The 23,483-nt window shown below is 73.4% G+C and carries 24 protein-coding genes; 7 read left to right on the forward strand and 17 right to left on the reverse strand.

Going from position 1 to position 23,483, the window contains the following annotated elements; all coding sequences use genetic code 11:
• Positions 1 to 204: 204 nt before the first annotated feature.
• From ABZ340_RS04925 to ABZ340_RS04940, 4 genes are all read left to right on the forward strand, one after another.
• Positions 205 to 1,140, forward strand: a complete 936-nt coding sequence (locus ABZ340_RS04925; RefSeq protein WP_358780328.1) for a sugar ABC transporter permease — start codon at positions 205 to 207, stop codon at positions 1,138 to 1,140.
• Positions 1,137 to 1,970 (forward strand): carbohydrate ABC transporter permease, encoded by an 834-nt coding sequence (locus tag ABZ340_RS04930; protein ID WP_358780329.1) that lies wholly within the window; start codon positions 1,137 to 1,139, stop codon positions 1,968 to 1,970. Before ABZ340_RS04925 ends, ABZ340_RS04930 begins: the two co-directional genes overlap by 4 nt.
• A complete protein-coding gene (locus tag ABZ340_RS04935) occupies positions 1,970 to 3,250 on the forward strand; it encodes an extracellular solute-binding protein (RefSeq protein ID WP_358780330.1) in 1,281 nt (426 codons plus the stop codon). Before ABZ340_RS04930 ends, ABZ340_RS04935 begins: the two co-directional genes overlap by 1 nt.
• A 78-nt stretch (positions 3,251 to 3,328) precedes the next feature.
• Positions 3,329 to 4,558 carry a glycosyltransferase gene (locus ABZ340_RS04940; RefSeq protein ID WP_358780331.1) on the forward strand — a complete coding sequence of 410 codons (1,230 nt, stop codon included), beginning with the start codon at positions 3,329 to 3,331 and terminating at the stop codon, positions 4,556 to 4,558.
• 138 nt (positions 4,559 to 4,696) lie between these two features.
• On the opposite strand, the gene ABZ340_RS04945 is transcribed toward ABZ340_RS04940, so the two are convergent.
• Entirely contained in the window at positions 4,697 to 5,059 is a 363-nt protein-coding gene (locus ABZ340_RS04945; RefSeq protein ID WP_358780332.1) for a helix-turn-helix transcriptional regulator, read from the reverse strand.
• Here ABZ340_RS04945 and ABZ340_RS04950 point away from each other — a divergent pair.
• Positions 4,940 to 5,488 carry a DUF1697 domain-containing protein gene (locus ABZ340_RS04950; protein ID WP_358780333.1) on the forward strand — a complete coding sequence of 183 codons (549 nt, stop codon included), beginning with the start codon at positions 4,940 to 4,942 and terminating at the stop codon, positions 5,486 to 5,488. The genes ABZ340_RS04945 and ABZ340_RS04950 overlap by 120 nt on opposite strands.
• Positions 5,489 to 5,496: 8 nt before the next feature.
• Here the strand turns inward: ABZ340_RS04950 and ABZ340_RS04955 are convergent, their stop codons facing one another.
• The 15 genes from ABZ340_RS04955 to ABZ340_RS05025 form a co-directional block, all read right to left on the reverse strand.
• The gene (locus ABZ340_RS04955) at positions 5,497 to 6,234 is read right to left on the reverse strand and encodes a sirohydrochlorin chelatase (RefSeq protein ID WP_358780334.1); all 738 of its coding nucleotides are present in this window, start codon (positions 6,232 to 6,234) and stop codon (positions 5,497 to 5,499) included.
• 24 nt (positions 6,235 to 6,258) lie between these two features.
• Positions 6,259 to 7,161, reverse strand: coding sequence for an ABC transporter permease (locus ABZ340_RS04960; protein WP_358780335.1), 903 nt, complete (start codon positions 7,159 to 7,161; stop codon positions 6,259 to 6,261).
• Positions 7,148 to 7,936, reverse strand: a complete 789-nt coding sequence (locus ABZ340_RS04965; RefSeq protein WP_358780336.1) for an ABC transporter ATP-binding protein — start codon at positions 7,934 to 7,936, stop codon at positions 7,148 to 7,150. Before ABZ340_RS04965 ends, ABZ340_RS04960 begins: the two co-directional genes overlap by 14 nt.
• 36 nt (positions 7,937 to 7,972) lie before the next feature.
• Positions 7,973 to 9,076: an aliphatic sulfonate ABC transporter substrate-binding protein gene (locus ABZ340_RS04970; protein WP_358780337.1), complete on the reverse strand. Its 1,104-nt coding sequence runs from the start codon at positions 9,074 to 9,076 to the stop codon at positions 7,973 to 7,975.
• 236 nt (positions 9,077 to 9,312) lie between these two features.
• Positions 9,313 to 10,647: a GTP-binding protein gene (locus ABZ340_RS04975; RefSeq protein WP_358780338.1), complete on the reverse strand. Its 1,335-nt coding sequence runs from the start codon at positions 10,645 to 10,647 to the stop codon at positions 9,313 to 9,315.
• Positions 10,648 to 10,649: 2 nt separating this feature from the next.
• A complete protein-coding gene (gene cysD, locus ABZ340_RS04980) occupies positions 10,650 to 11,594 on the reverse strand; it encodes a sulfate adenylyltransferase subunit CysD (protein ID WP_358780339.1) in 945 nt (314 codons plus the stop codon).
• Entirely contained in the window at positions 11,591 to 12,253 is a 663-nt protein-coding gene (cysC, locus tag ABZ340_RS04985) for an adenylyl-sulfate kinase (RefSeq protein ID WP_358780340.1), read from the reverse strand. Before cysC ends, cysD begins: the two co-directional genes overlap by 4 nt.
• Positions 12,250 to 12,960: a phosphoadenylyl-sulfate reductase gene (locus ABZ340_RS04990; RefSeq protein ID WP_358780341.1), complete on the reverse strand. Its 711-nt coding sequence runs from the start codon at positions 12,958 to 12,960 to the stop codon at positions 12,250 to 12,252. Before ABZ340_RS04990 ends, cysC begins: the two co-directional genes overlap by 4 nt.
• Entirely contained in the window at positions 12,957 to 13,136 is a 180-nt protein-coding gene (locus ABZ340_RS04995) for a hypothetical protein (protein ID WP_358780342.1), read from the reverse strand. The genes ABZ340_RS04990 and ABZ340_RS04995 overlap by 4 nt, the downstream gene beginning before the upstream one ends.
• Positions 13,133 to 14,830 (reverse strand): nitrite/sulfite reductase, encoded by a 1,698-nt coding sequence (locus ABZ340_RS05000; protein WP_358780343.1) that lies wholly within the window; start codon positions 14,828 to 14,830, stop codon positions 13,133 to 13,135. Before ABZ340_RS05000 ends, ABZ340_RS04995 begins: the two co-directional genes overlap by 4 nt.
• A 138-nt stretch (positions 14,831 to 14,968) precedes the next feature.
• Positions 14,969 to 15,052, reverse strand: a complete 84-nt coding sequence (locus ABZ340_RS05005) for a putative leader peptide (protein WP_310887545.1) — start codon at positions 15,050 to 15,052, stop codon at positions 14,969 to 14,971.
• Between the two features lie 125 nt (positions 15,053 to 15,177).
• Positions 15,178 to 15,750, reverse strand: coding sequence for a GNAT family N-acetyltransferase (locus tag ABZ340_RS05010; protein WP_358780344.1), 573 nt, complete (start codon positions 15,748 to 15,750; stop codon positions 15,178 to 15,180).
• A 73-nt stretch (positions 15,751 to 15,823) separates the two neighbouring features.
• Entirely contained in the window at positions 15,824 to 17,251 is a 1,428-nt protein-coding gene (locus tag ABZ340_RS05015) for a hypothetical protein (protein WP_358780345.1), read from the reverse strand.
• 225 nt (positions 17,252 to 17,476) lie between these two features.
• On the reverse strand, positions 17,477 to 18,754 hold the full coding sequence (locus tag ABZ340_RS05020) for a GAF domain-containing protein (RefSeq protein ID WP_358780346.1): 1,278 nt from the start codon (positions 18,752 to 18,754) through the stop codon (positions 17,477 to 17,479).
• A 456-nt stretch (positions 18,755 to 19,210) separates the two neighbouring features.
• Positions 19,211 to 20,854 carry an acyl-CoA dehydrogenase family protein gene (locus tag ABZ340_RS05025; protein ID WP_358780430.1) on the reverse strand — a complete coding sequence of 548 codons (1,644 nt, stop codon included), beginning with the start codon at positions 20,852 to 20,854 and terminating at the stop codon, positions 19,211 to 19,213.
• A gap of 247 nt (positions 20,855 to 21,101) precedes the next feature.
• Between ABZ340_RS05025 and ABZ340_RS05030 the strand changes: the two genes are divergently transcribed.
• Both ABZ340_RS05030 and ABZ340_RS05035 read left to right on the forward strand, forming a co-directional pair.
• On the forward strand, positions 21,102 to 22,226 hold the full coding sequence (locus ABZ340_RS05030) for a YihY/virulence factor BrkB family protein (RefSeq protein WP_358780347.1): 1,125 nt from the start codon (positions 21,102 to 21,104) through the stop codon (positions 22,224 to 22,226).
• Positions 22,227 to 22,401: 175 nt separating this feature from the next.
• Positions 22,402 to 23,082: a helix-turn-helix transcriptional regulator gene (locus tag ABZ340_RS05035; protein WP_358780348.1), complete on the forward strand. Its 681-nt coding sequence runs from the start codon at positions 22,402 to 22,404 to the stop codon at positions 23,080 to 23,082.
• Here ABZ340_RS05035 and ABZ340_RS05040 read toward each other — a convergent pair.
• A complete protein-coding gene (locus tag ABZ340_RS05040; protein ID WP_358780349.1) occupies positions 23,071 to 23,466 on the reverse strand; it encodes a VOC family protein in 396 nt (131 codons plus the stop codon). The two genes, ABZ340_RS05035 and ABZ340_RS05040, sit on opposite strands and share 12 nt — an antisense overlap.
• Positions 23,467 to 23,483 lie beyond the last annotated feature (17 nt).

Below are 23,483 nucleotides of genomic sequence, written 5' to 3' on the forward strand. Positions count from 1 at the left end.
ATGCGTACGTCTGCGGCCGTCTCCCGCCGTCCGGGCCGTCCGGGGCGGCCCCGGCGCGTGTGGACCGGCCTTCGCCGGGTTCCCGCAGTCCGTCCGCCAGTGTCGCATCGGCACAGGTGGGGCGGTGTGCGCGGTGCCTTGACGGGGCACCGCCCCTTCACGACCATGACCAGGCCGTCCGCGCCGCGCGAAGGGGCTGATCACGTGACATCGGCGACCGAGGTGAAGAGACCGGCGCGCCGCGCGCCCGGCACCGGCCGGGTGCGGCGGCCCGCCGGCCACGGCGCGTGGTTCCTGGTGCTGCCCGCCCTGATCCCCATTCTGGTGCTCAGCGTCGGGCCGCTGCTCTACGGGATCCTGCTGGCGTTCACCGACGCCCAGTCGGGCCGGACGGAGCCCACGCAGTGGATCGGCGGCCTCAACTTCCGGGACCTGGCGCACGACACGCTGTTCTGGGAGTCGTTCCGGATCGGGCTGGTGTGGGCCGTCGGGGTGACCGTCCCGCAGTTCCTGCTCGCGCTCGGCCTCGCCCTGCTGCTCGACCAGAAGCTGCGGCTGCGCTGGCTGGCCCGCGCCCTGGCGATCGTCCCCTGGGCCATGCCCGAGGTCGTCGTCGGCATCATGTGGCGGCTGGTCTACAACCCGGATGCCGGCATCCTCAACGAGACCTTGCGCGATCTCGGCCTCGGCGACGGCCGGGACTGGCTCAGCGGCCTGGCGACCGCTCTGCCCGCCGTGATCGTCGTCGGCGTCTGGGCGGGCATGCCGCAGACGACCGTCGCGCTGCTCGCCGGTCTGCAGAACACCCCGCGCGAGCTGCACGAGGCCGCCGCCGTCGACGGCGCCGGTGCCTGGCGCCGCTTCCGCGCCGTCACCTGGCCCGCCCTGAAACCGGTCGCGCTGGCCATCACCGCGCTCAACCTGATCTGGAACTTCAACGCCTTCGCCCTGGTCTACGTGCTGACCAGCGGAGGCCCCGGCGGCCGGACCCGCCTGCCCATGCTGTTCGCCTACGAAGAAGCCTTCCGCTACGGCCAGTTCGGTTACGCGGCGGCGATGGGATGCGTCATGGTCGCCGTGATCTCGATTCTGCTGGCCATCTTCCTCGCCGGCCGCCTGAGGGGAGGTGAGGACGCGTGAAGTCCTCCGTCGCGGCCCGCGCGGGCCAGTACGCGGCCCTGCTCGCGTATCTCGTCTTCCTCGCCTTCCCGTTCCTGTGGCTGGTGTCCACGGCGTTCAAACCGCCGCGCGAACTGGCGAGCCTGCACCCCACCTGGATCCCGCGGGACCCCACCCTCGCCAACTTCCGGCAGGCCTTCGGCGAACAGCCCCTGCTGCGGGCCGCGTTCAACTCCCTGGCCGCCGCGCTCGCGGCGGCGGTGATCGCCGTCCTGATCGCCACGCCGATGGCGTACGTCATGGCCCGGCACCGCTCCAGACTCACCCGGGCGGCCACCGGATGGGTGGTGGTCGGCCAGGCTTTCCCGTTCGTCCTGCTGATCATCCCGCTCTTCCTGGTGCTGAAGGAGCTGCGGCTGATCGACTCCGTGCCGGGGCTGGTGATGGTGTACGTGGTGTGGTCCCTGCCGTTCGCGCTGTGGATGCTCACCGGGTACGTGCGGGCCGTGCCGGTGGAGCTGGAGGAGGCGGCGGCGGTCGACGGGGCCGGGCGGCTGCGCACGCTGGTGTCGGTGACGGCGCCGCTGCTCGCGCCGGGGATCGTGGCGACGGCGCTGTTCGCGTTCGTCACCGCCTGGAACGAGTTCTTCTTCGCGCTGGTGCTGCTGAAGACACCGGAGAAGCAGACCCTGCCGGTGGTGCTCACCCACTTCATCGGCGCGGAGGGCGTCGCCGACCTCGGCCCGCTGGCGGCGGCGGCCTTCCTGGCGACGCTGCCCTCCCTGGTCGTCTTCGCCCTCATCCAGCGGCGGATCACGGGCGGCATGCTCGCCGGGGCGGTGAAGAGCTGATGCGGACGAGAATCCTCACGGCGGCCGTCGCCGTCCTGCTGCTCCTCGCGGGCTGCTCCTCCGGCGGCACCCGGGACGACGGCCGGATCACTCTCCGTTTCCAGTCCCTGGCCTGGCAGCAGGAGTCGGTGGCGGCCACCAGGGAACTGGTGCGGGAGTGGAACGCGGCCCACCCGGACATCCGGGTCGAGTACGTCCAGGGCAGCTGGGACAGCGTCCACGACCAGCTGCTCACCTCCTTCGAGGGCGGCGAGGCGCCCGACGTCATCCACGACGCCTCCGACGACCTCGCCGACTTCGCCTACGGCGGCTACCTCGCCGACCTGACCGGTCTGCTGTCCGAGCGGCTGAGGGCGGACATCCCCCGGCACAGCTGGGAGACCGTCACCTTCGGCGACGGCGTCTACGGCGTGCCGTTCCTCCAGGAGCCCCGGGTGCTGATCGCCAACGCGGCCTGGCTGAGGGAGTCGGGTGTCCGGATCCCGACCCCCGAGCGGCCGTGGAGCTGGGCGGAGTTCCGGCAGGTGACCCGGCGGCTGAGCGGCGACGGGAAGTACGGCGTGGCCTGGCCGCTGAAGGAACCCGTGTCCGCCACGCTCAACCTGTCCCTCACCACCGGCGGACGGCTGTTCCACCGCGACGCGGACGGCAAGGTCACCGTCCGGTTCGAGGCGGCCGACCAGGTGGTGCCGCGCACCGTCCACGACCAGGTCGGCACCGACCGCAGCGCGCCGGCGTCGACCCTGGGCAGCGGCGGTTCCGACACCCTGCCCGGCTTCTTCGCCGGCCGGTACGCGATGGTGCCGCTCGGTTTCTCCTACCGCCAGCAGATCGCGCAGCAGGCGCCGGAGGGCTTCGAGTGGCAGGTGCTGCCCGCGCCGGCCGGTGCCGCCGGGCTCACCCAGGGCGTCAGCCCGCAGACGCTGTCCATCGCCGAGGACAGCCCGCACAAGAAGGAGGCCGCCGCCTTCCTCGACTTCCTGCTGCGTCCGCCGAACATGGTGCGCCTCGCCCTCGGGGACTGGATGCTGCCCACCGGCACCCAGGCGCTGAAGGACCCCGCCCTGCACACCGAAGAGCACGGCTGGGCCACCGGAACGGCCCTCGCCGGCCACCTCCGCCCGGCGCCCGCGCAGTCGGTGCGGGGTTATCCCGAGTGGAAGGACAAAGTCGCGACCCCGGCGCTCCAGGAGTACTACAGCGGGGCGATCGGACTCCGGGAGCTGCGCGAGCGGCTGGAGGAGGACGGCAACCTGGTGCTCGCCCGCTACCAGCGCTGAGGGCCCCGAGGGCACCGGACGACCGCCGGAAGAACAAATAAATTGCACGAGACGTATCGTCTCGCTTATGGTGAGGGCATGACGATCCCCGCCCACATCGCCATGTTCTCCATCGCCGCGCACGGCCACGTGAACCCGAGCCTGGAGGTGATCCGCGAGCTCGTGGCGCGGGGGCACCGGGTGACGTACGCGATCCCGCCGGCCTTCGCGGAGAAGATCGCCGTCACCGGCGCCGAGCCGAAACTCTGGAACTCCACGCTGCCGGGCCCCGACGCCGACCCCGAAGCCTGGGGGTCCACGCTGCTGGACAACGTCGAGCCGTTCCTCGACGACGCGATCCAGGCGCTCCCGCAGCTGATCGAGGCATACCGGGGGGACGAGCCGGACCTCGTGCTGCACGACATCACCTCGTACCCGGCCCGCGTCCTCGCCCACCGCTGGGGCGTGCCCGCGATCTCCCTCTCGCCGAACCTCGTCGCCTGGGAGGGCTACGAGGAGGAGGTCGCCGAGCCGATGTGGGAGGAGCCGAGGAAGACCGAGCGCGGCCGGGCCTACTACGCCCGCTTCCGGAGCTGGCTGGAGGAGAACGGCATCACCGAGCATCCCGACCCGTTCGTCGGCCGCCCGGCCCGTTCCCTGGTGCTGATCCCGAAGGCGCTCCAGCCGCACGCCGACCGGGTCGACGAGACCGTGCACACCTTCGTCGGCGCCTGCCAGGGCGACCGCGGTGCCGAGGGGACCTGGCAGCGCCCCGCCGGCGCGGAGAAGGTGGTCCTCGTCTCGCTCGGCTCCGCCTTCACCAAGCGGCCGGACTTCTACCGCCGGTGCCTGAAGGCGTTCGGCGACCTGCCGGGCTGGCACCTGGTGCTCCAGATCGGCCGGCACGTCGACCCCGCCGACCTCGGGGACGTACCGGGCAACGTGGAGGTGCACTCCTGGGTGCCGCAGCTCGCCGTCCTGAGGCAGGCCGACCTGTTCGTCACCCACGCCGGCGCGGGCGGCAGCCAGGAGGGCCTGGCCACCGCCACCCCGATGATCGCCGTACCGCAGGCCGTGGACCAGTTCGGCAACGCCGACATGCTCCAGGCGCTCGGCGTCGCCCGGCACCTTCCCGCCGAGGAGGCGACCGCCGAGGCGCTGCGCACGGCGGCCCTCCGGCTCGTCGACGACCCGGAGGTGGCCCGGAAGGCGAAGGAGATCCAGGCCCGGATGGCGCAGGAGGGCGGTACGCGGCAGGCGGCCGACCTCATCGAGGCGGAGCTCGCGTCGGCCCGCGGCGGGAGCCGGGAGGAGACGGCGCGGGCGTGACGCCCCGCCCCGCCTCCACGGCGGCCGCGGCCGCCGGAACCACCACCTGCGCCGACTGCTCGAAACCGGCCGTCGGGGACGGCGTCGTCGACTGCGACGGCCGCGGCACCACCGGCGACCCGCGGTCCGTGGCGTTTGCTACGTGTCGCGCGCCTCGTGGAAGCGCCGGGCCGGTTCCACCCGGGAACCCACGTCCGGCTTCCGGAAGATCTGGCGCAGGTGGTGGTTCACGGCGTGCGGGGAGCGGGCGATGTGCCTGGCCACCTGCTGGTCGGTCATTCCCCTGGCCACCGGGCGGGCCACCTCGAGTTCCGCCTCGGTGAGTGTGCCAGCCCGGCGGCCCGCGCCAGGGGCCGCCCGGCCCCGCTCTATGGTGGGCGGATGACGACGACGTACGCGGCGCTGCTGCGCGGGATCAACGTGGGCGGCAGCAGGAAACTCCCGATGGCCGACCTGCGCACGCTGCTGGCCGAGCTCGGCCACACCGGAGTACGCACCCACCTGCAGAGCGGCCAGGCCGTGTTCACGGCCGGGCACGGCGACGAGGAGTCACTCGCCGCCGAGCTCGCCCAGGCCGTCGAGAAGCGCTTCGGCTTCCCCGTCGACGTGATCGTGCGCGACCACGCCTACCTGAAGGCCGTCGCCGAGGCGTGCCCGTTCCCGGCCGCCGAACTGGAGGCCAGGCAGCTCCACGTCACCTACTTCTCCGCGCCGGTCGGCCCCGAGCGCTTCGCCGGGATCGACCGGGCTGCCCACCTCCCCGAGGAGTTCCGGCTCGGCGACCGCGCGCTGTACCTGTACGCGCCGGAGGGCCTGGGCCGCTCCCGGCTGGCCGAGGCCCTCTCCAGGCCCCGGGTGAACAAGGGCGTGACCGCCACCACCCGCAACTGGAACACCGTCCTCAAACTGGTGGAGCTGACCCGCGCCTGAGCCCGGCGTCAGGCCCCCACCACCGCCCGCACCGGCACCCGGGCCCCGTCGTACCGCTCCAGCAGCAGCCGCGCCACCTCCGGCGCGGGGCCGAGGACGCCGGCGAGGACGTCCGCCCCGGCCGCGCCCCGGGCGATCCGGTCCGGCAGGAAGCCGGGCGCCAGGACGTACGGGGCGACCGCCACCCGCGGGCAGCCCAGCGCGCGCAGTGCGCGCACCGCGTCCTCTGTGCGTGGAAGGGATGCGGAGGCGAACGCAGGCCGCACGGCGCACCAACCGGTGTGCCGCCACTCCCGCGCGATTGCTGCGATCACTGCGATCGCCTCCGGGTCGGTGGACCCCGCCGAGGCCAGGACGACCCCGGTCGAGGACTTGTCGGCGGGCGTCAGGCCCGCCTCGTACAGGCGCCGCTCCAGCGCCGCCGTCAGCAGCGGGGAGGGGCCGAGCACCTCGGCCTGCCGGATCCGCAGCCGGGGCGGCGCCTGCGCCAGGACGGCCGGGATGTCCGCCTTGGCGTGGAAGGCGCGGGTCAGCAGCAGCGGCAGGGCGACGACGTCCCGCACCCCCTGCGCCGCCAGGGACTCCAGCACCCCCGGCACCGAGGGGACGTTGAAGTCGAGGAACCCGGTCTCCACGCGCAGGCCCGGCCGCAGCGACCGTACCCGGCGCACCAGGGCGTGCACGGTCGCGGCGTGCCGCGCATCGCGGCTGCCGTGGGCGATGACGAGCAGGACCGGAGTGGGCATGACGGGCCTCGGTTCCTCGGTTTCTCAGTTCCGCACCAGCAGACCGCGGCTGCGCAGCACCCACCGCTCCAGCGGGCTGAAGATCAGCAGGTCGATGGCGATGCCGACGATCAGGATGAGCAGGATGGCCTCGAACACCATGGCCATGTCGCTGGCGTTGCGGCCGTTCTCCAGGAGCTGGCCGAGGCCGACACCGAGGTCGGGGAAGGACGCGATGATCTCCGCGGCCATCAGGGAGCGCCAGGAGAACGCCCAGCCCTGCTTCAGGCCCGCCACATAGCCGGGCAGCGCGGCCGGCAGCACGATGTGCCAGGTGCCCTTCAGGCCCGTCGCGCCCAGGGTGCGGCCCGCGCGCAGGAAGAGCGGGGGCACCTGGTCGACGCCGGAGACCAGGCCGTTGGCGATGGAGGGGACCGCGCCGAGCAGGATCACGGCGTACATCATCGAGTTGTTCAGGCCGAGCCAGATCACGGCCGGCGGCACCCACGCCACCGAGGGGAGGGACTGGAGGCCGGACAGGATCGGGCCGAGGGCCGCGCGCACGAACCTCACCCGCGCCACCAGCAGACCCAGCGGGGTGCCGATCAGCAGGGCGAAGCAGAAGCCGAGCAGGCCGCGCGAGACGCTGGTCCAGATGTAGCCGAGCAGCTCGCCCTGGAGCCAGGCGTCCCGGACGACGTTCCACACGTCGGCCGGCGCGGGCAGCTTCGTCGGATCGTCGACGATCCCGAAGGAGACCAGCGCCTGCCACACCGCCAGCACCAGCGCCACGGCGAGCACCGGCGGCAGGATCTTCTCCGTGAACGTCTGCCGGAACGGCTTGCGGCCCTGCTGGACGGTCTCCAGCGCGTCCAGGCCCGCCTCCAGGCCGGCGAGGTCGCCGCCGTCCTTGGCGGCGGCGGTCGTCGTCGTGTCAGTGCTGGCCATGGCGGCGGATCTCCCCACGCAGTTCTTCGGTGATCTCGACGGACAGCTCCGCCACGGCGGTGTCCTCGATGCGGCGCGGGTGCGGGATGCCGACCGTCCACTCGCGCGCGATGCGCCCGGGACGGGACGACAGCAGCACCACGCGCTGGGCGAGGCGGACGGCCTCGCGCACGTTGTGCGTGACGAACAGCACGGACAGCCCCGTCTCGCGCCAGATCCGGGTCAGCTCGTCGTGCAGCACGTCCCGCGTGATGGCGTCCAGCGCCGCGAACGGCTCGTCCATCAGCAGCAGCCGGCTCTCCTGCGCGAGCGCCCGCGCCATCGCCACCCGCTGGCGCATACCGCCCGACAGCTCGTGCACCCGCTTGCCGTACGCGCCGCTCAGCCGGACGAGTTCGAGCAACTCCTCCGCCTTGCCGCGCCGCTCGTTCTTCGGCACGCCCCGCAGCTTCAGGGCGAGTTCGATGTTCTTGCCCGCGGTCAGCCACGGGAACAGGGCGTGCTCCTGGAACATCAGCGCCGGGCGGCCGTCGGTCGTGATGCCGCCGGCGCTGGGCTCGTCCAGGCCCGCCACCAGGTTCAGCAGGGTGGACTTGCCGCAGCCGGAGGCCCCCAGGAGGGTGACGAACTCGCCGGGCGCGACATCGAGGCTGATGTCGTCCAGCACGAGCTGCCGTCCGGCGGGGCCCGCGAACGACTTCGAGACGTGCTCGATCCGGGCGGCACAGGTCGCCGCCTCGGTGCCGTCGGCGGCCTTGGCGAGGGTCGTGGCCATGGTCGTCACCTCCTGGGTACGGGTCGGGGTCCGGGCTTACTTCACACCGAGGCCGGCGTCGTCGACCGCGGGCCGGCCCGCCGCCTTCAGCACCTTGTTGAGCAGCGCGAGGTCGTAGATGCCCTCGAGGTCGGGCTCCTTGAGCAGGCCCGCCTTCACCGCGTGCTCGGCCTGGGCGTCGAGGGTGGCGGCCAGCGGGTCGTCGGTGACCTGGATCGACTTCCACGCCGGGTCCAGGACCTCGGCGGGCAGCGCCTTGCCGGTGTCGGCGGCCAGCTGCTCGTTCGCCGCGGCCTTGGCCTCCTCCGGATGGTCCTTGATCCACTGGTTGGTCTCGACCGACGCCTTCAGCACGGCCTCGACGGCCTTGGGGTGCTCCGCGAGGAACTTCTGCGACACGATGATGTTCGTGATGACGAACTTCTCGTCCGGCCACAGGCTCGCCTCGTCCAGGAGCACCTTGCCGCCCTCGGCGACCAGCTTGGACGCGGTGGGCTCGGGCACCCAGGCGCCGTCGATGGAGCCCGCCTTGTAGGCGTCCGGGGTGACCTTGTTGTCGCTGCGGACGACCGTCACATCGCCCTTGCCGCTCTGGGCGTCGACCTTCCAGCCCTGCTCGGCGGCCCAGTTGAGGAACGCCACGTCCTGGGTGTTGCCGAGCTGCGGGGTCGCGATCCGCTTGCCCTCGACGTCCTTCAGCGACTTGATCTTCTCCGGGTTCACCACCAGCTTCACCCCGCCGGAGGCCGAACCGCCGATGATCCGCAGGTTCTTGCCGTTCGACTTGGTGTAGCCGTTGATGGCCGGGGACGGGCCGATCCAGCCGATGTCGAGGGAGCCGGAGTTGAGCGCCTCGATCTCCGACGGTCCGGCGTTGAAGATGGCGTACTGCGCCTTGGTGGCGCCCAGCTCCTTCTGGAAGAAGCCCTTCCGGTTGCCCACCAGCGCGGTCGCGTGGGTGACGTTGCCGAAGTAGCCGATCCGGACGGAGTCCAGCCCGTCGGTCTTCTTCGCCCCGGCGGCGACCTGGGCGGTGCCGTCCTCCTTGGCCTGGGAACCGTATCCGCAGGCGGCGAGGGCGAGCAGGGGCAGGGAGGCGAGGACCGCGAGGCTGCGGCGCAGGGCGGGGATGGCAGGCACGGGAGGTGTTCCTCTCGTTGGCCCGGCGGTCACGACCCCCGTCGTGGGGTCAGGTCGTGGCCGGGAGATCGGCAGGTCTTCGGCGGTGCGGACGGCATGCGGTGCGGGCGCGCGGGCAGCGCGCGTACGTCACCGTCCACATCGCGCCACTCCGCCCTGCCCGCTGCCGAGGGCGCCGCTGCCGACGCGGCCGCCCTCCTTGGCGAACGTGGAGTAGAAGTCGGGGGAGCGCATGCTCAGAAGTCCCACCCGTCGTCGCCGGCCGCGCCCTGGGCCGGCTCCGGGGCCGCGAAGGACTCGCCGACCATGCCCGCGGTGAGCGTGGTGCCGTCGCTCGGGTCGATCAGGATGAACGAACCGGTCCGCCGGGAGGCGGCGTAGGAGTCGAGCGGCAGCGGCTCGGCGGTGCGGATCTTCACCCGGCCGATGTCGTTGGCCACCAGCCGGCCCGGGTGCGGGTGCAGGGACAGGTCGTCCAGCGTCAGCCGGGACGGGATGTCCTTCACGATCGCCTTGACCGTGCGGGTGCCGTGTTTGAGCAGCACCCGGTGGCCGACGGTGAGCGGGGCGTCGGCGACGTGGCACACGGTCGCCTCGACATCCTGCGTGGTGGCCGGGGCGTCCTGGCTCGGCACGATCAGGTCGCCGCGGGAGATGTCGATGTCGTCCGCGAGCAGCAGCGTCACCGACTGCGGCGTCCAGGCGACGTCGACCGGCTCGCCCAGCAGGTCGATGCCGGTGACCGTCGTCGTCCGGCCCGACGGCAGGACGGTGACCTCCTCGCCGACGCGGAAGGAACCGGCGGCGATCTGGCCGGCGTACCCCCGGTAGTCGGGGTGCTCGGCGGTCTGCGGGCGGATCACGTACTGCACGGGCAGGCGGGCGTGGCAGTGCGCCAGGTCGTGGCTGACCGGGACCGTCTCCAGGTGCTCCAGCACCGTCGGGCCGCCGTACCAGTCCATGTGCGCGGACGGCTCCACCACGTTGTCCCCGGCCAGCGCCGAGATCGGGATGGCGGTGACCTCGGGGACGCCCAGCTCGGTCGCGTACGCCGTGAACTCCTCGGCGATGGACGCGAACGCCTTCTCCTCGTAGCCGACCAGGTCCATCTTGTTGACGGCGAGGACGACGTGGGGGACGCGCAGCAGGGCGGCGATGGCGGCGTGGCGGCGGGTCTGCTCGACGACGCCGTTGCGGGCGTCGACCAGGATCACCGTCAGCTCGGCCGTGGAGGCGCCGGTGACCATGTTCCGCGTGTACTGCACGTGGCCGGGGGTGTCGGCGAGGATGAACCGGCGCCGGGGGGTGGCGAAGTAGCGGTAGGCCACGTCGATGGTGATGCCCTGCTCGCGCTCGGCGCGCAGGCCGTCGGTGAGCAGCGCGAGGTCCGGGCCCTCCTGGCCGCGGCTCGCCGAGGCGCGCTCCACGGCCTCCAGCTGGTCGGCCAGGACCGACTTGGAGTCGTGCAGCAGCCGCCCGACGAGGGTGGACTTGCCGTCGTCGACGGACCCGGCGGTGGCGAACCGCAGCAGGGTGGTGGCCGAGAGCTCCTCGGTCGTGATCGTGCTCATCTCTAGAAGTACCCCTCGCGCTTGCGGTCTTCCATCGCGGCCTCGGAGAGCTTGTCGTCGGCGCGGGTGGCGCCGCGTTCGGTCAGCCGGGAGGCGGCGATCTCGGCGATCACCTTCTCGATGGTGTCGGCGTCGGAGTCGACGGCACCGGTGCAGGACATGTCACCGACGGTGCGGTAGCGCACCTGCCGCTTCTCGACCGTCTCGCCGTCCTTGGGGCCGCCCCACTCGCCGGCGGTCAGCCACATGCCGCCGCGCCGGAACACCTCGCGCTCGTGCGCGTAGTAGATCTCCGGCAGCTCGATGTCCTCGCGGGCGATGTACTGCCACACGTCCAGCTCGGTCCAGTTGCTGAGCGGGAAGACGCGCACGTGCTCGCCGGGCGCGTGGCGGCCGTTGTACAGGTTCCACAGCTCGGGGCGCTGGCGGCGCGGGTCCCACTGGGAGAACTCGTCGCGCAGGGAGAACACCCGCTCCTTGGCCCGGGCCTTCTCCTCGTCGCGGCGCCCGCCGCCGAAGACCGCGTCGAACCTCTCGCTCTGGATCTTCTCCGTCAGGGGGAGGGTCTGGAGCGGGTTGCGGGTGCCGTCGGGCCGCTCCTTGAGCACGCCGCGGTCGATGTAGTCCTGCACGGAGGCCACGTGCAGCCGCAGCCCGTGCCGGGCCACCGTGCGGTCGCGGTAGGCGAGGACCTCGGGGAAGTTGTGCCCGGTGTCCACGTGCAGCAGCGCGAAGGGGACCGGCGCGGGCGTGAACGCCTTCAGCGCCAGGTGCAGCATGACGATGGAGTCCTTGCCGCCGGAGAAGAGGATCACCGGGTTCTCGAACTCGCCCGCCACCTCGCGGAAGATGTGCACCGCCTCGGATTCGAGGGCGTCCAGGTGGGAGAGCGCGTACGGGCTGCCGGTCTCCCCGGTGACGGTGGCGACGGTGGTCGTGCCGGTCATGCCAGTCCCCTTTCGCTGAGCAGGGCGTACACCGACGCCGCGGACTCCTGCACGGTCTGGTTCTGGGACTCGATGCGCAGATCGGGCGCCTCGGGCTCCTCGTACGGGTCGTCGACGCCGGTGAGCCCGGTCAGCTCGCCCGCCGCCTGCTTGGCGTACAGCCCCTTCACATCGCGCACGGAGCACACCTCGACCGGCGTCGCCACGTGCACCTCCAGGTACGGCGTGCCGTGCTCCTGGTGCCGCTTGCGCACCGCGTCGCGGCTGTCGGCGTAGGGCGCGATCACCGGGACGAGGGCCAGGACGCCGTGGCGGGCGAGCAGCTCGGCGACGAAACCGATGCGCTGCACGTTGGTGTGCCGGTCCTCGCGGCCGAAGCCGAGGCCCGCCGAGAGGAACTCGCGGATCTCGTCACCGTCGAGCACCTCGACGCGGCGGCCCTCCTCACGGAGCCGTCCGGCCAGCTCGTGGGCGATGGTGGTCTTGCCGGCGCTCGGCAGACCCGTGAGCCAGACGGTGGCTCCGGTCGTCACGTGGTTCTCCTGGGTCGCAGTGGTCGCAGTGGTCGCTTGGGGCGCATGGGTAACAGCAGCGGGAACGCCGGTAACAGCAGTAACAGCGGGACCTGTGGGCTCCGTGTGCGTGCCTGTGGCCGTCATGTGTGCAGCCCGCACTCGGTCTTGGCCCGGCCCGCCCAGCGGCCGGCGCGCGCGTCCTCGCCCTCCAGCACCCGGCGGGTGCAGGGCGCGCAGCCGACGGAGGCGTACCCGTCCATCAGCAGCGGGTTGGTCAGGACGCCGTGCTCGGCGACGTAGGCGTCCACGTCGTCCTGCGTCCAGCGGGCGATGGGGGAGACCTTGACCTTGCCCCGCTTGGCGTCCCAGCCGACGACCGGGGTGTTCGCCCGGGTCGGGGACTCGTCGCGGCGCAGGCCGGTCGCCCAGGCGAGGTAGCCCTTCAGGCCCTCCTCCAGCGGCTGGACCTTGCGCAGCCTGCAGCACAGGTCGGGGTCGCGGTCGTGCAGCTTCGGGCCGTACTCGGCGTCCTGCTCGGCGACGGTCCGGCGCGGGGTGAGCGTGATGACGTTGACGTCCATCACGGCCTCGACCGCGTCCCGGGTGCCGATGGTCTCGGGGAAGTGGTAGCCGGTGTCGAGGAACACCACGTCGACGCCGGGCATCGCGCGGGACGCGAGGTGGGCGACGACCGCGTCCTCCATGGAGGAGGTCACGCAGAAGCGCCTGCCGAAGGTCTTCGCGGCCCACTGGAGGATCTCCAGCGCGGAGGCGTCCTCCAGCTCGCGGCCCGCCCGCTCGGCGAGCTCCTTGAGCTCCTCGGCCGTGCGCTCTTCCTGAATCGCCGTCATATTCCGTCCCCTCCCGTGGAGTTGGGCTGAAGGCCCCGGGCCAGCAGCCCGAGGAACTTCAACTGGAATGCGCGGTTGCACCCGGCGCATTCCCAGGCGCCGTGACCCTGCTCGTTCGGACGCAGGTCCTCGTCGCCGCAGTAGGGGCAGTGGAAGGGGGCGGCGCGCTCGCTCACGACAGCGCCTCCTCGGAGGCGCGGGCCGCCCAGGCGGCGAACCGCTCGCCGTCCTCGCGCTCGGCCTGGAAGCGCTTGAGGACGCGCTCGACGTAGTCCGGCAGCTCCTCCGCCGTCACCTTCAGGCCGCGCACCTTGCGGCCGAAGCCGGCCTCCAGGCCGAGCGCGCCGCCCAGGTGCACCTGGTAGCCCTCGACCTGCTCGCCCCGGTCGTTCAGGACCAGCTGGCCCTTGAGGCCGATGTCCGCCACCTGGATACGGGCGCAGGCGTTCGGGCAGCCGTTGAGGTTGATGGTGAGGGGCTCGTCGAAGTCCGGGATGCGGCGCTCCAGTTCGTCGATGAGCGAGGCGCCGCGCGCCTTGGTCTCGACGATGGCGAGCTTGCAGTACTCGATGCCGGTGCAGGCCATGGTGCCGCGCCGGAAGGGCGAGGGCTTGGCGGTGAGGTCGAGCGCCTCCAGGGCGTCGACCAGCGAGCCGACCTGTTCCTCCGCGACGTCGAGAATGATCATCTTCTGCTCGACGGTGGTGCGCACCCGGCCCGATCCGTGGGCCTCCGCCAGCTCGGCGATCTTCGTCAGGGTGGCGCCGTCGACCCGGCCGACGCGCGGGGCGAAACCGACGTAGAAGCGGCCGTCCTTCTGCCGGTGGACGCCGACGTGGTCGCGCCAGCGCTCCACGGGCTGCGCGGGCGCCGGGCCGTCGGCCAGCTCCCGCTTCAGGTACTCGTCCTGGAGCACCTGACGGAACTTCTCCGCGCCCCAGTCGGCGACCAGGAACTTCAGCCGGGCGCGGTTGCGCAGCCGCCGGTAGCCGTAGTCACGGAAGATCGAGATGACGCCCTCGTAGACGTCCGGGACGTCCTCCAGCGGCACCCAGGCGCCGAGCCGGACCCCGATCTTGGGGTTGGTGGACAGGCCGCCGCCGACCCACAGGTCGAAGCCGGGGCCGTGCTCGGGGTGGACGACGCCCACGAAGGCGACGTCGTTGATCTCGTGCGCCACGTCCAGCAGCGGCGAGCCCGAGATCGCGGACTTGAACTTGCGGGGCAGGTTCGAGAACGCCGGGTTGCCGATGACCCGGCGGTGGATCTCGTCGATGGCCGGGGTGCCGTCGATGATCTCGTCGGCGGCGATGCCGGCCACGGGCGAGCCGATGATGACGCGGGGGGTGTCGCCGCACGCCTCGGTGGTGGACAGGCCGACGGCCTCCAGCCGGTTCCAGATCTCGGGCACGTCCTCGATCCGGATCCAGTGGTACTGCACGTTCTGCCGGTCGGTGATGTCGGCGGTGCCGCGGGCGAACTCCTGCGAGATCTCGCCGATGACGCGCAGCTGGCGCGTGGTCAGCCGTCCGCCGTCGATGCGGACGCGCAGCATGAAGTACTCGTCCTCCAGCTCCTCCGGCTCCAGCACCGCGGTCTTGCCGCCGTCGATGCCGGGCTTGCGCTGGGTGTACAGGCCCCACCAGCGCATCCGGCCGCGCAGGTCGTTGGGGTCGATCGAGCCGAAGCCCCGCTTGGAGTAGATCGTCTCAATACGTGTCCGCACATTGAGACCGTCGTCGTCCTTCTTGAACTGTTCGTTGCCGTTGAGCGGGGTGAAGTGACCCGCGGCCCACTGACCCTCGCCGCGGTGACGGCTCACCTTGCGGCGGACGGGCGCGGCGGCAGGGTTGGGTGGGGTGGCGGTCATCGTGGACACGTCCTTCGGGACAGGCGGAAAGCGGCTCTGACCTGCATGGGAAAGCGCATGGGCAGGCGTGCGCTCCGTTGCGCGGGAATGAGGCGATGCGGGGGGATCCGGGACTGCTGGGTGCTGCTGGAGGAGCTCTCAGCGCGCCGGACAGATGGCGCTGGACATGCGGCCGAGGTCGACGTGGCGTCGACTCACCAAGGCGATTCCAGTTCCAGGCATGACGGAAGCGTGGCACGGCGATCTGGACACAGTCCAGCTTCGTCCAAAATGCAGACACCCTTGTCTCGCAGAGCGAGACAAGGGTGGTGTCGATCACACGCTCGGACCGGCCGGGGCCGCGCGGGTCAGGCGGGGAAGGCTCCGGGCCAGGGCCCCGGCACCGGCACCTCCGGCTCCTCCTCGACCTTGGTGTCGAACAGCCGGAAGCCGCGGCGCAGGTAGTTGTCCATCGCGAACTCGCCGTCCTTGCTGCACGTGTGCAGCCACACCCGCTTGGTCTCGGCCAGGCCCGGCCAGCGGTCCGCGAGGTCCCAGGCGCGGGCGGTGCCGCAGGACAGCAGGTACCCGCCGATGCGCCGCCCCCGGAACGCGGGGAGCAGCCCGAAGTACTCGATCTCCACCACCCCGTCGTCCTGCGGGGTCATCTCCACGTACCCGGCGGGCGTGCCCCGGTCGTAGGCCACCCAGGTCTCCACGCCGGGCCGCCGCAGGTGCTCCTGCCACCGCGCGTACGTCCAGCCCAGCCGGTCCGTCCAGCGGATGTCGCCGCCGACCGCGGTGTACAGGAAGCGGCTGAACTCGGGCGAGGGCACCTCCGAGCGGACGATCCGGACATCGCCCTCGGGGGCGGCGGCCGGAAGGAGGTCCGTCGGGGCGGTCTGCTCCAGGGACCAGGTGGTCACGGGGATGTTGGTCATGCCGGCCAGGGAACCATCCGGCGCGGAACCCTGTCGACCCGCACCGGGTCCCCGGCCGCCGGGCGGCTCCCCGTCAGCGCAGGGCCGCGTCGATCGAGGCCAGCGGCACGGCGAACAGTACGCGGCCGGACTGCGACCAGACCTCGCCGGTCTGCCGGTCGTACGACAGGGACCCCGCCTCCCCGCTCCAGCAGTGCTTCGACCGGTCGGCACCGCACTCGGCGACCTCGGCGTCCGTGCCGTCCTGCCGTCCCAGGACGGCACGCCCTCCCGGCTCGTGGGCCGCGCGGGTGAGGTACCAGCCGGTGCGGCCGGAGCCGGGCGGGCGGTGCGCCAGGAGGCCGCCGATTCCGGCGGCCCGGGTCTCGTGCGCTTCCACGGCGTCCACGTGCCCGGCCGCGTCGGCGGCGAGCGGACCGGGGCGCGCCGGATCCTCGCCGAGCGCGTAGCGCCACAGGCGGGCGGGCCGGCCGGCGTCCGCCGGCACCCGCTCACCGGCGACCACGCCGGCGCCGTCGGCCGTGCGGTCCAGGGAGAGCGCGGCGGGGCGCGGCGCGCCGTCGGCCGGGCGGTAGGCGGCGACGGCGGGGAGCACGTACCGGTAGCCGTGTGCCGACCAGCCGCCGGGCACCCGGCCGACGGCCTCGGCGCCGACGGTGGCGCGGAGCACGCGGTCCATGTCGTACACGTACAGCGCCTCGCGGTCCCCGGCGCCGGCGGTGACGAGCAGCTTGTCCCCGTACCAGACCATGCCGGAGACGGGGGAGGCGAGGCCGCGGTAGTCGCGTCCGCCGTCCACCGGGACGACGAGCAGGGCCGACACGTGGCGCGGCCGGTCCGGGGCGTCCGCGTCGACGAAGGCGACCCGGGACAGGGGCCGGTCCGCGGGGGAGGGGCCGGCGTCCGCGTCGCCACCGGGGCCGTCCCCGTCGCCGCGGATGCCCTCCGGGCCGCGGCCGTCTTCCGCGCCCCGGCCGTCTTCGCCGCCGCTGCCGTCGTGGCTGCCGTGGCCGTCCTCGCCGTCGGACGACCAGGCGGAGAGGATCACCCGGTGCCCGCCCCAGCGGCCGTCCGCGGAGGCGTCCGCGGAGGTGGTGACGGCCCCGGGACGCCACCCCCGGGTGTCGTCCTCGCCCCAGCAGTACGCCCGGGTGGCCGCGGGCGCGACGGGCAGCGCGGCGCGCTCCTCGGCCGCGCAGTCGTCGGCGTCGCGCAGGACGCGGTCGGCGGAGGCGAGGACCGTCTCCGCGCCGACGGGGCGGCCCATCGCCGAGGAGAGCCGGTCGAGCCAGTGGGCGGGCACCCGGTGCTCGGTGAGGCGCAGTTGGCTCCGCGCGGCGGGGGAGTCGAGCGCCCGGAGCGGTCCGGGGCCCTCGGTGACCTGGGCCTGGGAGGCGCTGATCAGGGTGGCGGCGGCGGTGAGGGAGAGGGCGGTCCCGGCCAGGGCCGCGCGCAGGGCCCGGGCCCGCCGGCGTCTGCGGTGTCTGCCGCGATGCTTCATACAACCTCCCCAGGCGCCGGGCCAGGAGCGCCTGATGGTCCCCGCGTTGACCGAGAAGCAGGTGGGATGACCCACAGGGGATGCTACGGCAGACGCGGGGGCGGCGGGCCAATACCCCGCACATATGCGGGAGATGCGGCAGGCACGGGGGAGAGGGGGCGCACGGGCCGCGCGCGAGAGGGGGCGCACGGGCCGCGCGCGAGAGGGGGCGCACGGGCCGCGCGCTCAGTCCGGCGCGGCGGACGCCCGTCGCCGCGCCACCGCGGGTGCCGTCGAGTGCGGCAGCAGGTCGCGCGGGTCGTCCGGGAGGAGCACCTGGACCTCGGCGTCCTCACGGAAACGATACGGCCGGTGGTGCAGGTGGGCCCCGAGGTACCGCCGTACCCGCGACATCTCGGCGCGCACCGTCACCGTACGGGCCGGGTCGCCGAACAGGTCGGCGGCGAGCGCGGCGGCGCTGCGGCCGGTGCGGTGGACGGCCAGGACGTAGAGCAACTCCGCGTGCCGGGGGCTCAGTCCGTACGTCCAGGAACCCGCGCCGCCGGTCACCTCCACCGACCAGTGGCGCGGCTGCCGCAGGTCGAGCACGATCCGTGTGCCGTCCTCCGGTACCGGGTCCCCGGCCGCCGCCCGCACCAGCCAGCCCTCGGCGAGCGGCTCCACGGTGCACGGCCCCAGCACCGGCAGCCATCCGGGGCCCGCCGTCAGGGACTTGGGCAGTGCGATCCGGCGCGTGTACGGCATTCCCGTCACGGCGGCGGTCCAGCCGTCCCGGTCCACCACCGCCGCGCGCCCGCCGATCCGGGCCAGCACCGGTGCCGCCACCGCGCGCAGCCGCTCCAGCGACCGCGTGTGCAGTTCGCGCAGCCGTGCCTCGGCCAGCCCGGCCACCGACTCGACCCAGGCGAGCGTGGCCGGGTGCATCGTCTCCAGCGGTCCGCTGACGTCCACCACGCCGATCAGCCGCCCGTCGCGCGGGTCGGTGATCGGCGCCCCGGCACAGGTCCAGGTGGTGTGGGAGCGCACGAAGTGCTCGGAGGCGAAGACCTGCACGGGCCGCCGGGTGACCGCGGGGGTGCCCACGCCGTTCGTGCCGACGACGTCCTCCCGCCAGTCGGCCCCCAGCTCGAAGCCCAGCCCGTCGGCCTTGCGCAGCACGGGCACACTGCCCTCGCGCCACAGCACCCGCCCCTCGGCGTCGGCGACCACCATGATGTGGTGGGCGACGTCCGCGGCCGACAGCAGCCCCTGCCGCAGCACCGGCAGCACCGTGCGCAGCGGCGAGTGCGCGCGCCGCCGCTCCAGCTCCTCACGGGACAGCAGCCCGGAACGGAAGTCGTGGTCGGGGTCGACCCCGCTGCGCAGCATCCGCTGCCACGACTGCTCGATCACCGGGCGCGGCCGCACCGGGGCGCGCCGCCCGGAGAGCCGGGCGGAGCGGACCTCGCTGAGCACCCGCGCCGCCCGCGCCGTGTCCACGGCGGCGAGCTGCGTCACGTCCATCGGCGAGAGCACCACTGGTTCTCGTCCTCCCGGAGAAAAGGTCCGGGCGACCGCGACCGCCGCGTGGCGGCCGGCCGCGCTCCCCGGCGTCCGTCGTGCACCGCATCCCATACTGCCGCTCGTACCGAACAGAAGAACACGGACGGCACACAGGTCAGCAGAAAGGTGCAACCCCCTGCAACCCTGGTGGACGGCCCCTCGATGGGCGGACACTTGAGCGACGCCGTCCTGAACGGCGTCCGCGGCCTTGACCGGGCCTGTGAAGCGGGGGTGGTGCCGTGTCGGCGCAGCACCACCCCCGCGTCCCGGCGGCCCCGGCCCGGACCGGCCCGGAACTCAGGAGACGGGCCGCACCCTTACGAGACGGGCCGCACTTTCACGAGACGGGCCGCACCCTTACGAGACGGGCCGCACTCTCACGAGACGGGCCGCACCCTTACGAGACGGGCCGCACTCTCACGAGACGGGCCGCGCCCGCTCCACCACCGACGCCAGATCCAGCGTGGCCGGCAGCGTGCCGAACGACGCGCCCCCGTCGCCGCCCAGCCGTGCGGCGCAGAACGCGTCGGCGACCTCCGGCGGCGCGTACCGCACCAGCAGCGACCCCTGGAGCACCAGCGCCAGCCGCTCCACCAGCCGCCGCGCCCGGCCCTCCACCGCCTGGAGGTCGGACAACTCGGTCAGCAGGTTCTTGATCGCCCCGTCCAGCCGGTGATCGGCGCCGCGTGCCCGGCCCACCTCCGTCAGGTAGGCGTCCAGCGCCTGCGGCTGCCGCCCGAGCGCCCGCAGCACGTCCAGCGCCTGGACGTTGCCCGCGCCCTCCCAGATCGAGTTCAGCGGCGACTCCCGCACCAGCCGGGGCATCCCGGACTCCTCGACGTACCCGTTGCCGCCCAGGCACTCGGCCGCCTCGACCGCCACCGGCGCGCACCGCTTGGTCACCCAGTACTTGGCCGCCGGCACCGCGATCCGCAGCAGCGCCCGCTCCTGCTCGTCGCCGCCCTCGCCGGCGTCGTACGCCGCCGCCAGCCGCAGCGCGAGCGTGGTGGCCGCCTCCGACTCGACGGCGAGGTCGGCCAGGACGTTGCGCATCAGCGGCTTGTCGATCAGCCGGCCGCCGAACGCCTCACGGTGCGCGCAGTGGTGGATCGCCTGCGCCACCGCCTGCCGCATCAGCCCCGCCGAGCCGAGCACGCAGTCCAGCCGGGTCGCGGCGACCATCCCGATGATGGTCCGCACCCCCTGCCCCTCCTCGCCGACCCGGCGGGCCCAGGTCCCGGCGAACTCGACCTCGGCGGAGGCGTTGGACCGGTTGCCCAGCTTGTCCTTCAGCCGCTGGATCAGGAACGCGTTGCGGGTGCCGTCCGCCAGCACGCGCGGCACGAGGAAGCAGGTCAGCCCTCCGGGTGCCTGCGCCAGCACCAGGAAGCCGTCCGACATCGGCGCCGAGCAGAACCACTTGTGGCCGGTCAGCTCGTAGGTGCCGTCCTCGGCCAGCGGCCGGGCGGAGGTGGTGTTGGCGCGGACGTCGCTGCCGCCCTGCTTCTCGGTCATGCCCATCCCGAACAGCGTCCCGGCCTTCAGGTGCGCGGGCCGGAGCCCGCGGTCGTAGACCGTGGAGGTCAGCCGGGGCACCCACTCCGCGGCCAGGGCGGGGTCGGTGCGCAGCGCGGGCACCGCCGCGTGGGTCATCGACAGGGGGCAGCCGTTGCCGGCCTCGACCTGCGACCACATCAGGAAGGCCGCCGCGCGCCGCACGTGCCCGCCGGGCCGGTCCCAGGCCGCGGTCAGGCCCGCCGCGACGCCCTTGCCGAGCAGCCGGTGCCAGGCGGGGTGGAAGTCGACCTCGTCGATCCGGTGGCCGTAGCGGTCGTGGGTGCGCAGCCTCGGCGGGTTCTCGTTGGCCTGGGCGCCCCACTCCTGCACCTGCGCGGAGCCGCAGCTGCGGCCCAGCCCCGACAGCTCCGCGAGCGCCTCGTCGCGCAGCCCGGGCGCCAGGTGCCGCTCCACGGCCTCCGTCAGGGCCCGGTCGGCGGTGAAGACGTCGTAGCCGACGAGCGGCGGGGCCTGGTTCGTCACGCTGTGGGTGCCACCGGCCACCGTGCCCGCCGCGCTCACCGTGCCCGCCGCGCTCACCGTGCCCGCCGTGCCCGTCGCGCCTGCCGCGCCCGCCGCTGTGCCCGCCGCCGCGCCTGCCCTGCCCGCCGCGTCTGCCATGCCTGCCATGTCTGCGAACCTACCGCGCCCGCCCCCGCGAGGGGAGTGCGCCCGGCCACCGGAGGAGACCATTCCGGCCGGGTGCGGTCCGCGGGTGAGGGCAGCGGCGCGCGGCGGATACCTTTAGCACGTGCAGCCAGCAAGTGAAATCCCCGAGCGGCCCTCCGGCCGGCTCCACCGGGCCCGTGCCCTCTACCGGAACGTCTCCAAGCGCAGGACCGCCTGGCTGTTGCTCAAGGACACCGTCAACTCCTGCATGGAGTACCGCATCCTGGGCCTGGCCGCCGAGGCCGCGTTCTTCACGCTGCTGTCCGTGCCGCCGCTGCTGCTCAGCATCATCGGCCTGCTCGGCTACGTCGACCTGTGGACCGGTGCGGACACCATCCAGAGCCTGAGGACCAACCTCCTCGACGCCTCCCGGGCGGTCCTGTCCGACCGGGGCGTGAACGAGATCGCGGAGCCGATCCTGCACGACGTGATGAAGGGCGGCCGGGTGGACGTGATCTCCATCGGCTTCCTGTTCGCGCTCTGGTCGGGCTCGCGCGCGGTGAACGTCTTCATCGACACCATCACCGTGATGTACGGCCTCGACGGCGTCCGGGGCATCGTCAAGACGCGGCTGCTGGCGTTCGCCCTGTTCATCGTGGCCCTGCTGATCGGCTCGGTGGCGCTGCCGCTGATGGTGGCCGGGCCGGATGCGGTGGTGCGGGTCGTGCCGTGGTCGGCGACCGTCGTCCAGGTGCTGTACTGGCCCGTCGTCATCGTCCTGTCGATCGTGTTCCTGACGACGCTGTACCACGTGTCCGTGCCGGTCCGCTCCCCGTGGATCGAGGACGTGCCCGGCGCGCTGGTCGCCCTCGCGATGTGGGTGCTCGGCAGCTTCCTGCTGCGCATCTACCTCACCAGCACCGTCGAGGGACCCACCATCTACGGTTCGCTGGCCGCGCCCGTCGCCGTGCTGCTGTGGATCGGCGTGTCCGCGTTCGCCGTGCTCGTCGGGGCCGCGGTCAACGCCGCGATCGACCGGGTCTGGCCGGCCGCCGCCACGGCCGCCGCCCGCGAGGCCAACGAGCGGCTGCGCCAGGCGCAGGTCGCCGAGTACGTCGCACGCGCCGCCGCCAACGGCGCCGCCGACCCCGACATGCCCTCCGAGTTCCCCGAACGCTGGTCCCGCTTCCTGCCGCCGGAGGACGTCACCGCCCGGCTGCGGGCCGCCGCGAAGAGCGCGCCGCCGCAGAAGCCGGAGGACTCGTAGCCCCGCCCCCGCCCCGCCCGCCCCGGGCACCCGCTCCGCCCCACCGGGCCCCGGCCCCCGCACCCCCGCCGCGCTCAGCGCGCCGGACGGTACGGGGGCCGGGGCCCGGCGCCGTGCGGGACCGCCCCGCGCCGGCCCTGAGGACCGCCGATGACTCCCGGCGTAATCTGGCCCCGTGTACACCGAACGGGCGTCCCGGCTGACCGGCGCGGTGGTGTGGACGAACACCCCCTCCGGACCCGGCGCCGTGCGCGTCCTGCCCGACGGCTGCATGGACCTGCTGTGGCACGAGGGACGGCTGCTGGTCGCGGGACCGGACACCCGCGCGTACGTCACCGAGGGCGCGTCCGGCAGCTGGGCGGGCGTCCGCTTCTTCCCCGGCACCGCGCCCGGCCTGCTCGGCGTGCCCGCGCACGAGCTGCGCGACCGGCGCGTCGACCTCGCCGACCTGTGGCCCGCCGCCCGGGTACGGCGCCTGACCGCCCGGGTGAACGCCGCCGCCGACCCGGCGAACGCCCTGGAGCGCCTCGCGCTGGACCGGGCGGCCCGCACCAGTCCCTGCGACCCGCTCCCGCGCCGGATCGTGGCCGCCCTCGCCGCGGGCCGCCCGGTCGCCGGGACCGCCGACGCGCTCGGCATCGGCGCCCGCCTGCTGCACCGCCGCTCCCTGGCCGCCTTCGGCTACGGCCCCAAGACGCTGGCCCGCATCCTGCGGCTCCAGCGCGCCCTGTCCCTGGCCCGGACCGGCGTGCCCCTCGCGGAGACCGCCGCCCGGGCCGGTTTCGCCGACCAGGCCCACCTGGCCCGCGACGTCCGGGAGCTGACCGGCCTGCCCCCGACGCGCCTACTGGGGTAGCGGCGCGAACAGGTCGACGCCGTTGCCGTCCGGGTCGTTCACGACGGCGTACCGCTGGCCCCAGACGGCATCCCACGGCTTGAGCTCGCCCCGGTATCCGGCCCCGGTCAGCTCCTCGTACAGTGCGTCCACCTCCTGGGGCGTGTCGCACCGCAGCGCGAGCGAGTGCCGGCCGCCACCGGCCGGCGGCCGCCACCCGGGGTGGAAGGAGCGGACGGTGTCCTCGGTGTCGAGCAGCAGCCGGATCCCGCCCGGCAGCCCGGCCTCGGCGTGCGGCGCGGTCTCGCTGCCCTCCGGGAAGGCGAAGCCGAGACGGCGGTAGAAGGTCACGGAAGCGGCCATGCCGGAGACGATCAGGCCGACGGCGTCGAATCGTGCGGTCATGGGGGAACCGTAGGCAG

The sequence above is a fragment of the Streptomyces sp. NPDC006134 genome, from assembly GCF_040628835.1.
Taxonomy (GTDB): Bacteria; Actinomycetota; Actinomycetes; order Streptomycetales; family Streptomycetaceae; genus Streptomyces.

Coding starts and splice junctions, on each gene's coding strand:
- ABZ340_RS04935 (WP_358780330.1), top strand. CDS start 1,970: ATGCGGACGAGAATCCTCACGGCGGCCGTCGCCGTCCTGCTGCTCCTC.
- ABZ340_RS04940 (WP_358780331.1), top strand. CDS start 3,329: ATGACGATCCCCGCCCACATCGCCATGTTCTCCATCGCCGCGCACGGC.
- ABZ340_RS04950 (WP_358780333.1), top strand. CDS start 4,940: ATGACGACGACGTACGCGGCGCTGCTGCGCGGGATCAACGTGGGCGGC.
- ABZ340_RS04955 (WP_358780334.1), bottom strand. CDS start 6,234: ATGCCCACTCCGGTCCTGCTCGTCATCGCCCACGGCAGCCGCGATGCG.
- ABZ340_RS04960 (WP_358780335.1), bottom strand. CDS start 7,161: ATGGCCAGCACTGACACGACGACGACCGCCGCCGCCAAGGACGGCGGC.
- ABZ340_RS04965 (WP_358780336.1), bottom strand. CDS start 7,936: ATGGCCACGACCCTCGCCAAGGCCGCCGACGGCACCGAGGCGGCGACC.
- ABZ340_RS04975 (WP_358780338.1), bottom strand. CDS start 10,647: ATGAGCACGATCACGACCGAGGAGCTCTCGGCCACCACCCTGCTGCGG.
- cysD (WP_358780339.1), bottom strand. CDS start 11,594: ATGACCGGCACGACCACCGTCGCCACCGTCACCGGGGAGACCGGCAGC.
- cysC (WP_358780340.1), bottom strand. CDS start 12,253: ATGACGGCCACAGGCACGCACACGGAGCCCACAGGTCCCGCTGTTACT.
- ABZ340_RS04990 (WP_358780341.1), bottom strand. CDS start 12,960: ATGACGGCGATTCAGGAAGAGCGCACGGCCGAGGAGCTCAAGGAGCTC.
- ABZ340_RS05000 (WP_358780343.1), bottom strand. CDS start 14,830: ATGACCGCCACCCCACCCAACCCTGCCGCCGCGCCCGTCCGCCGCAAG.
- ABZ340_RS05005 (WP_310887545.1), bottom strand. CDS start 15,052: ATGCCTGGAACTGGAATCGCCTTGGTGAGTCGACGCCACGTCGACCTC.
- ABZ340_RS05010 (WP_358780344.1), bottom strand. CDS start 15,750: ATGACCAACATCCCCGTGACCACCTGGTCCCTGGAGCAGACCGCCCCG.
- ABZ340_RS05015 (WP_358780345.1), bottom strand. CDS start 17,251: ATGAAGCATCGCGGCAGACACCGCAGACGCCGGCGGGCCCGGGCCCTG.
- ABZ340_RS05020 (WP_358780346.1), bottom strand. CDS start 18,754: ATGGACGTGACGCAGCTCGCCGCCGTGGACACGGCGCGGGCGGCGCGG.
- ABZ340_RS05040 (WP_358780349.1), bottom strand. CDS start 23,466: ATGACCGCACGATTCGACGCCGTCGGCCTGATCGTCTCCGGCATGGCC.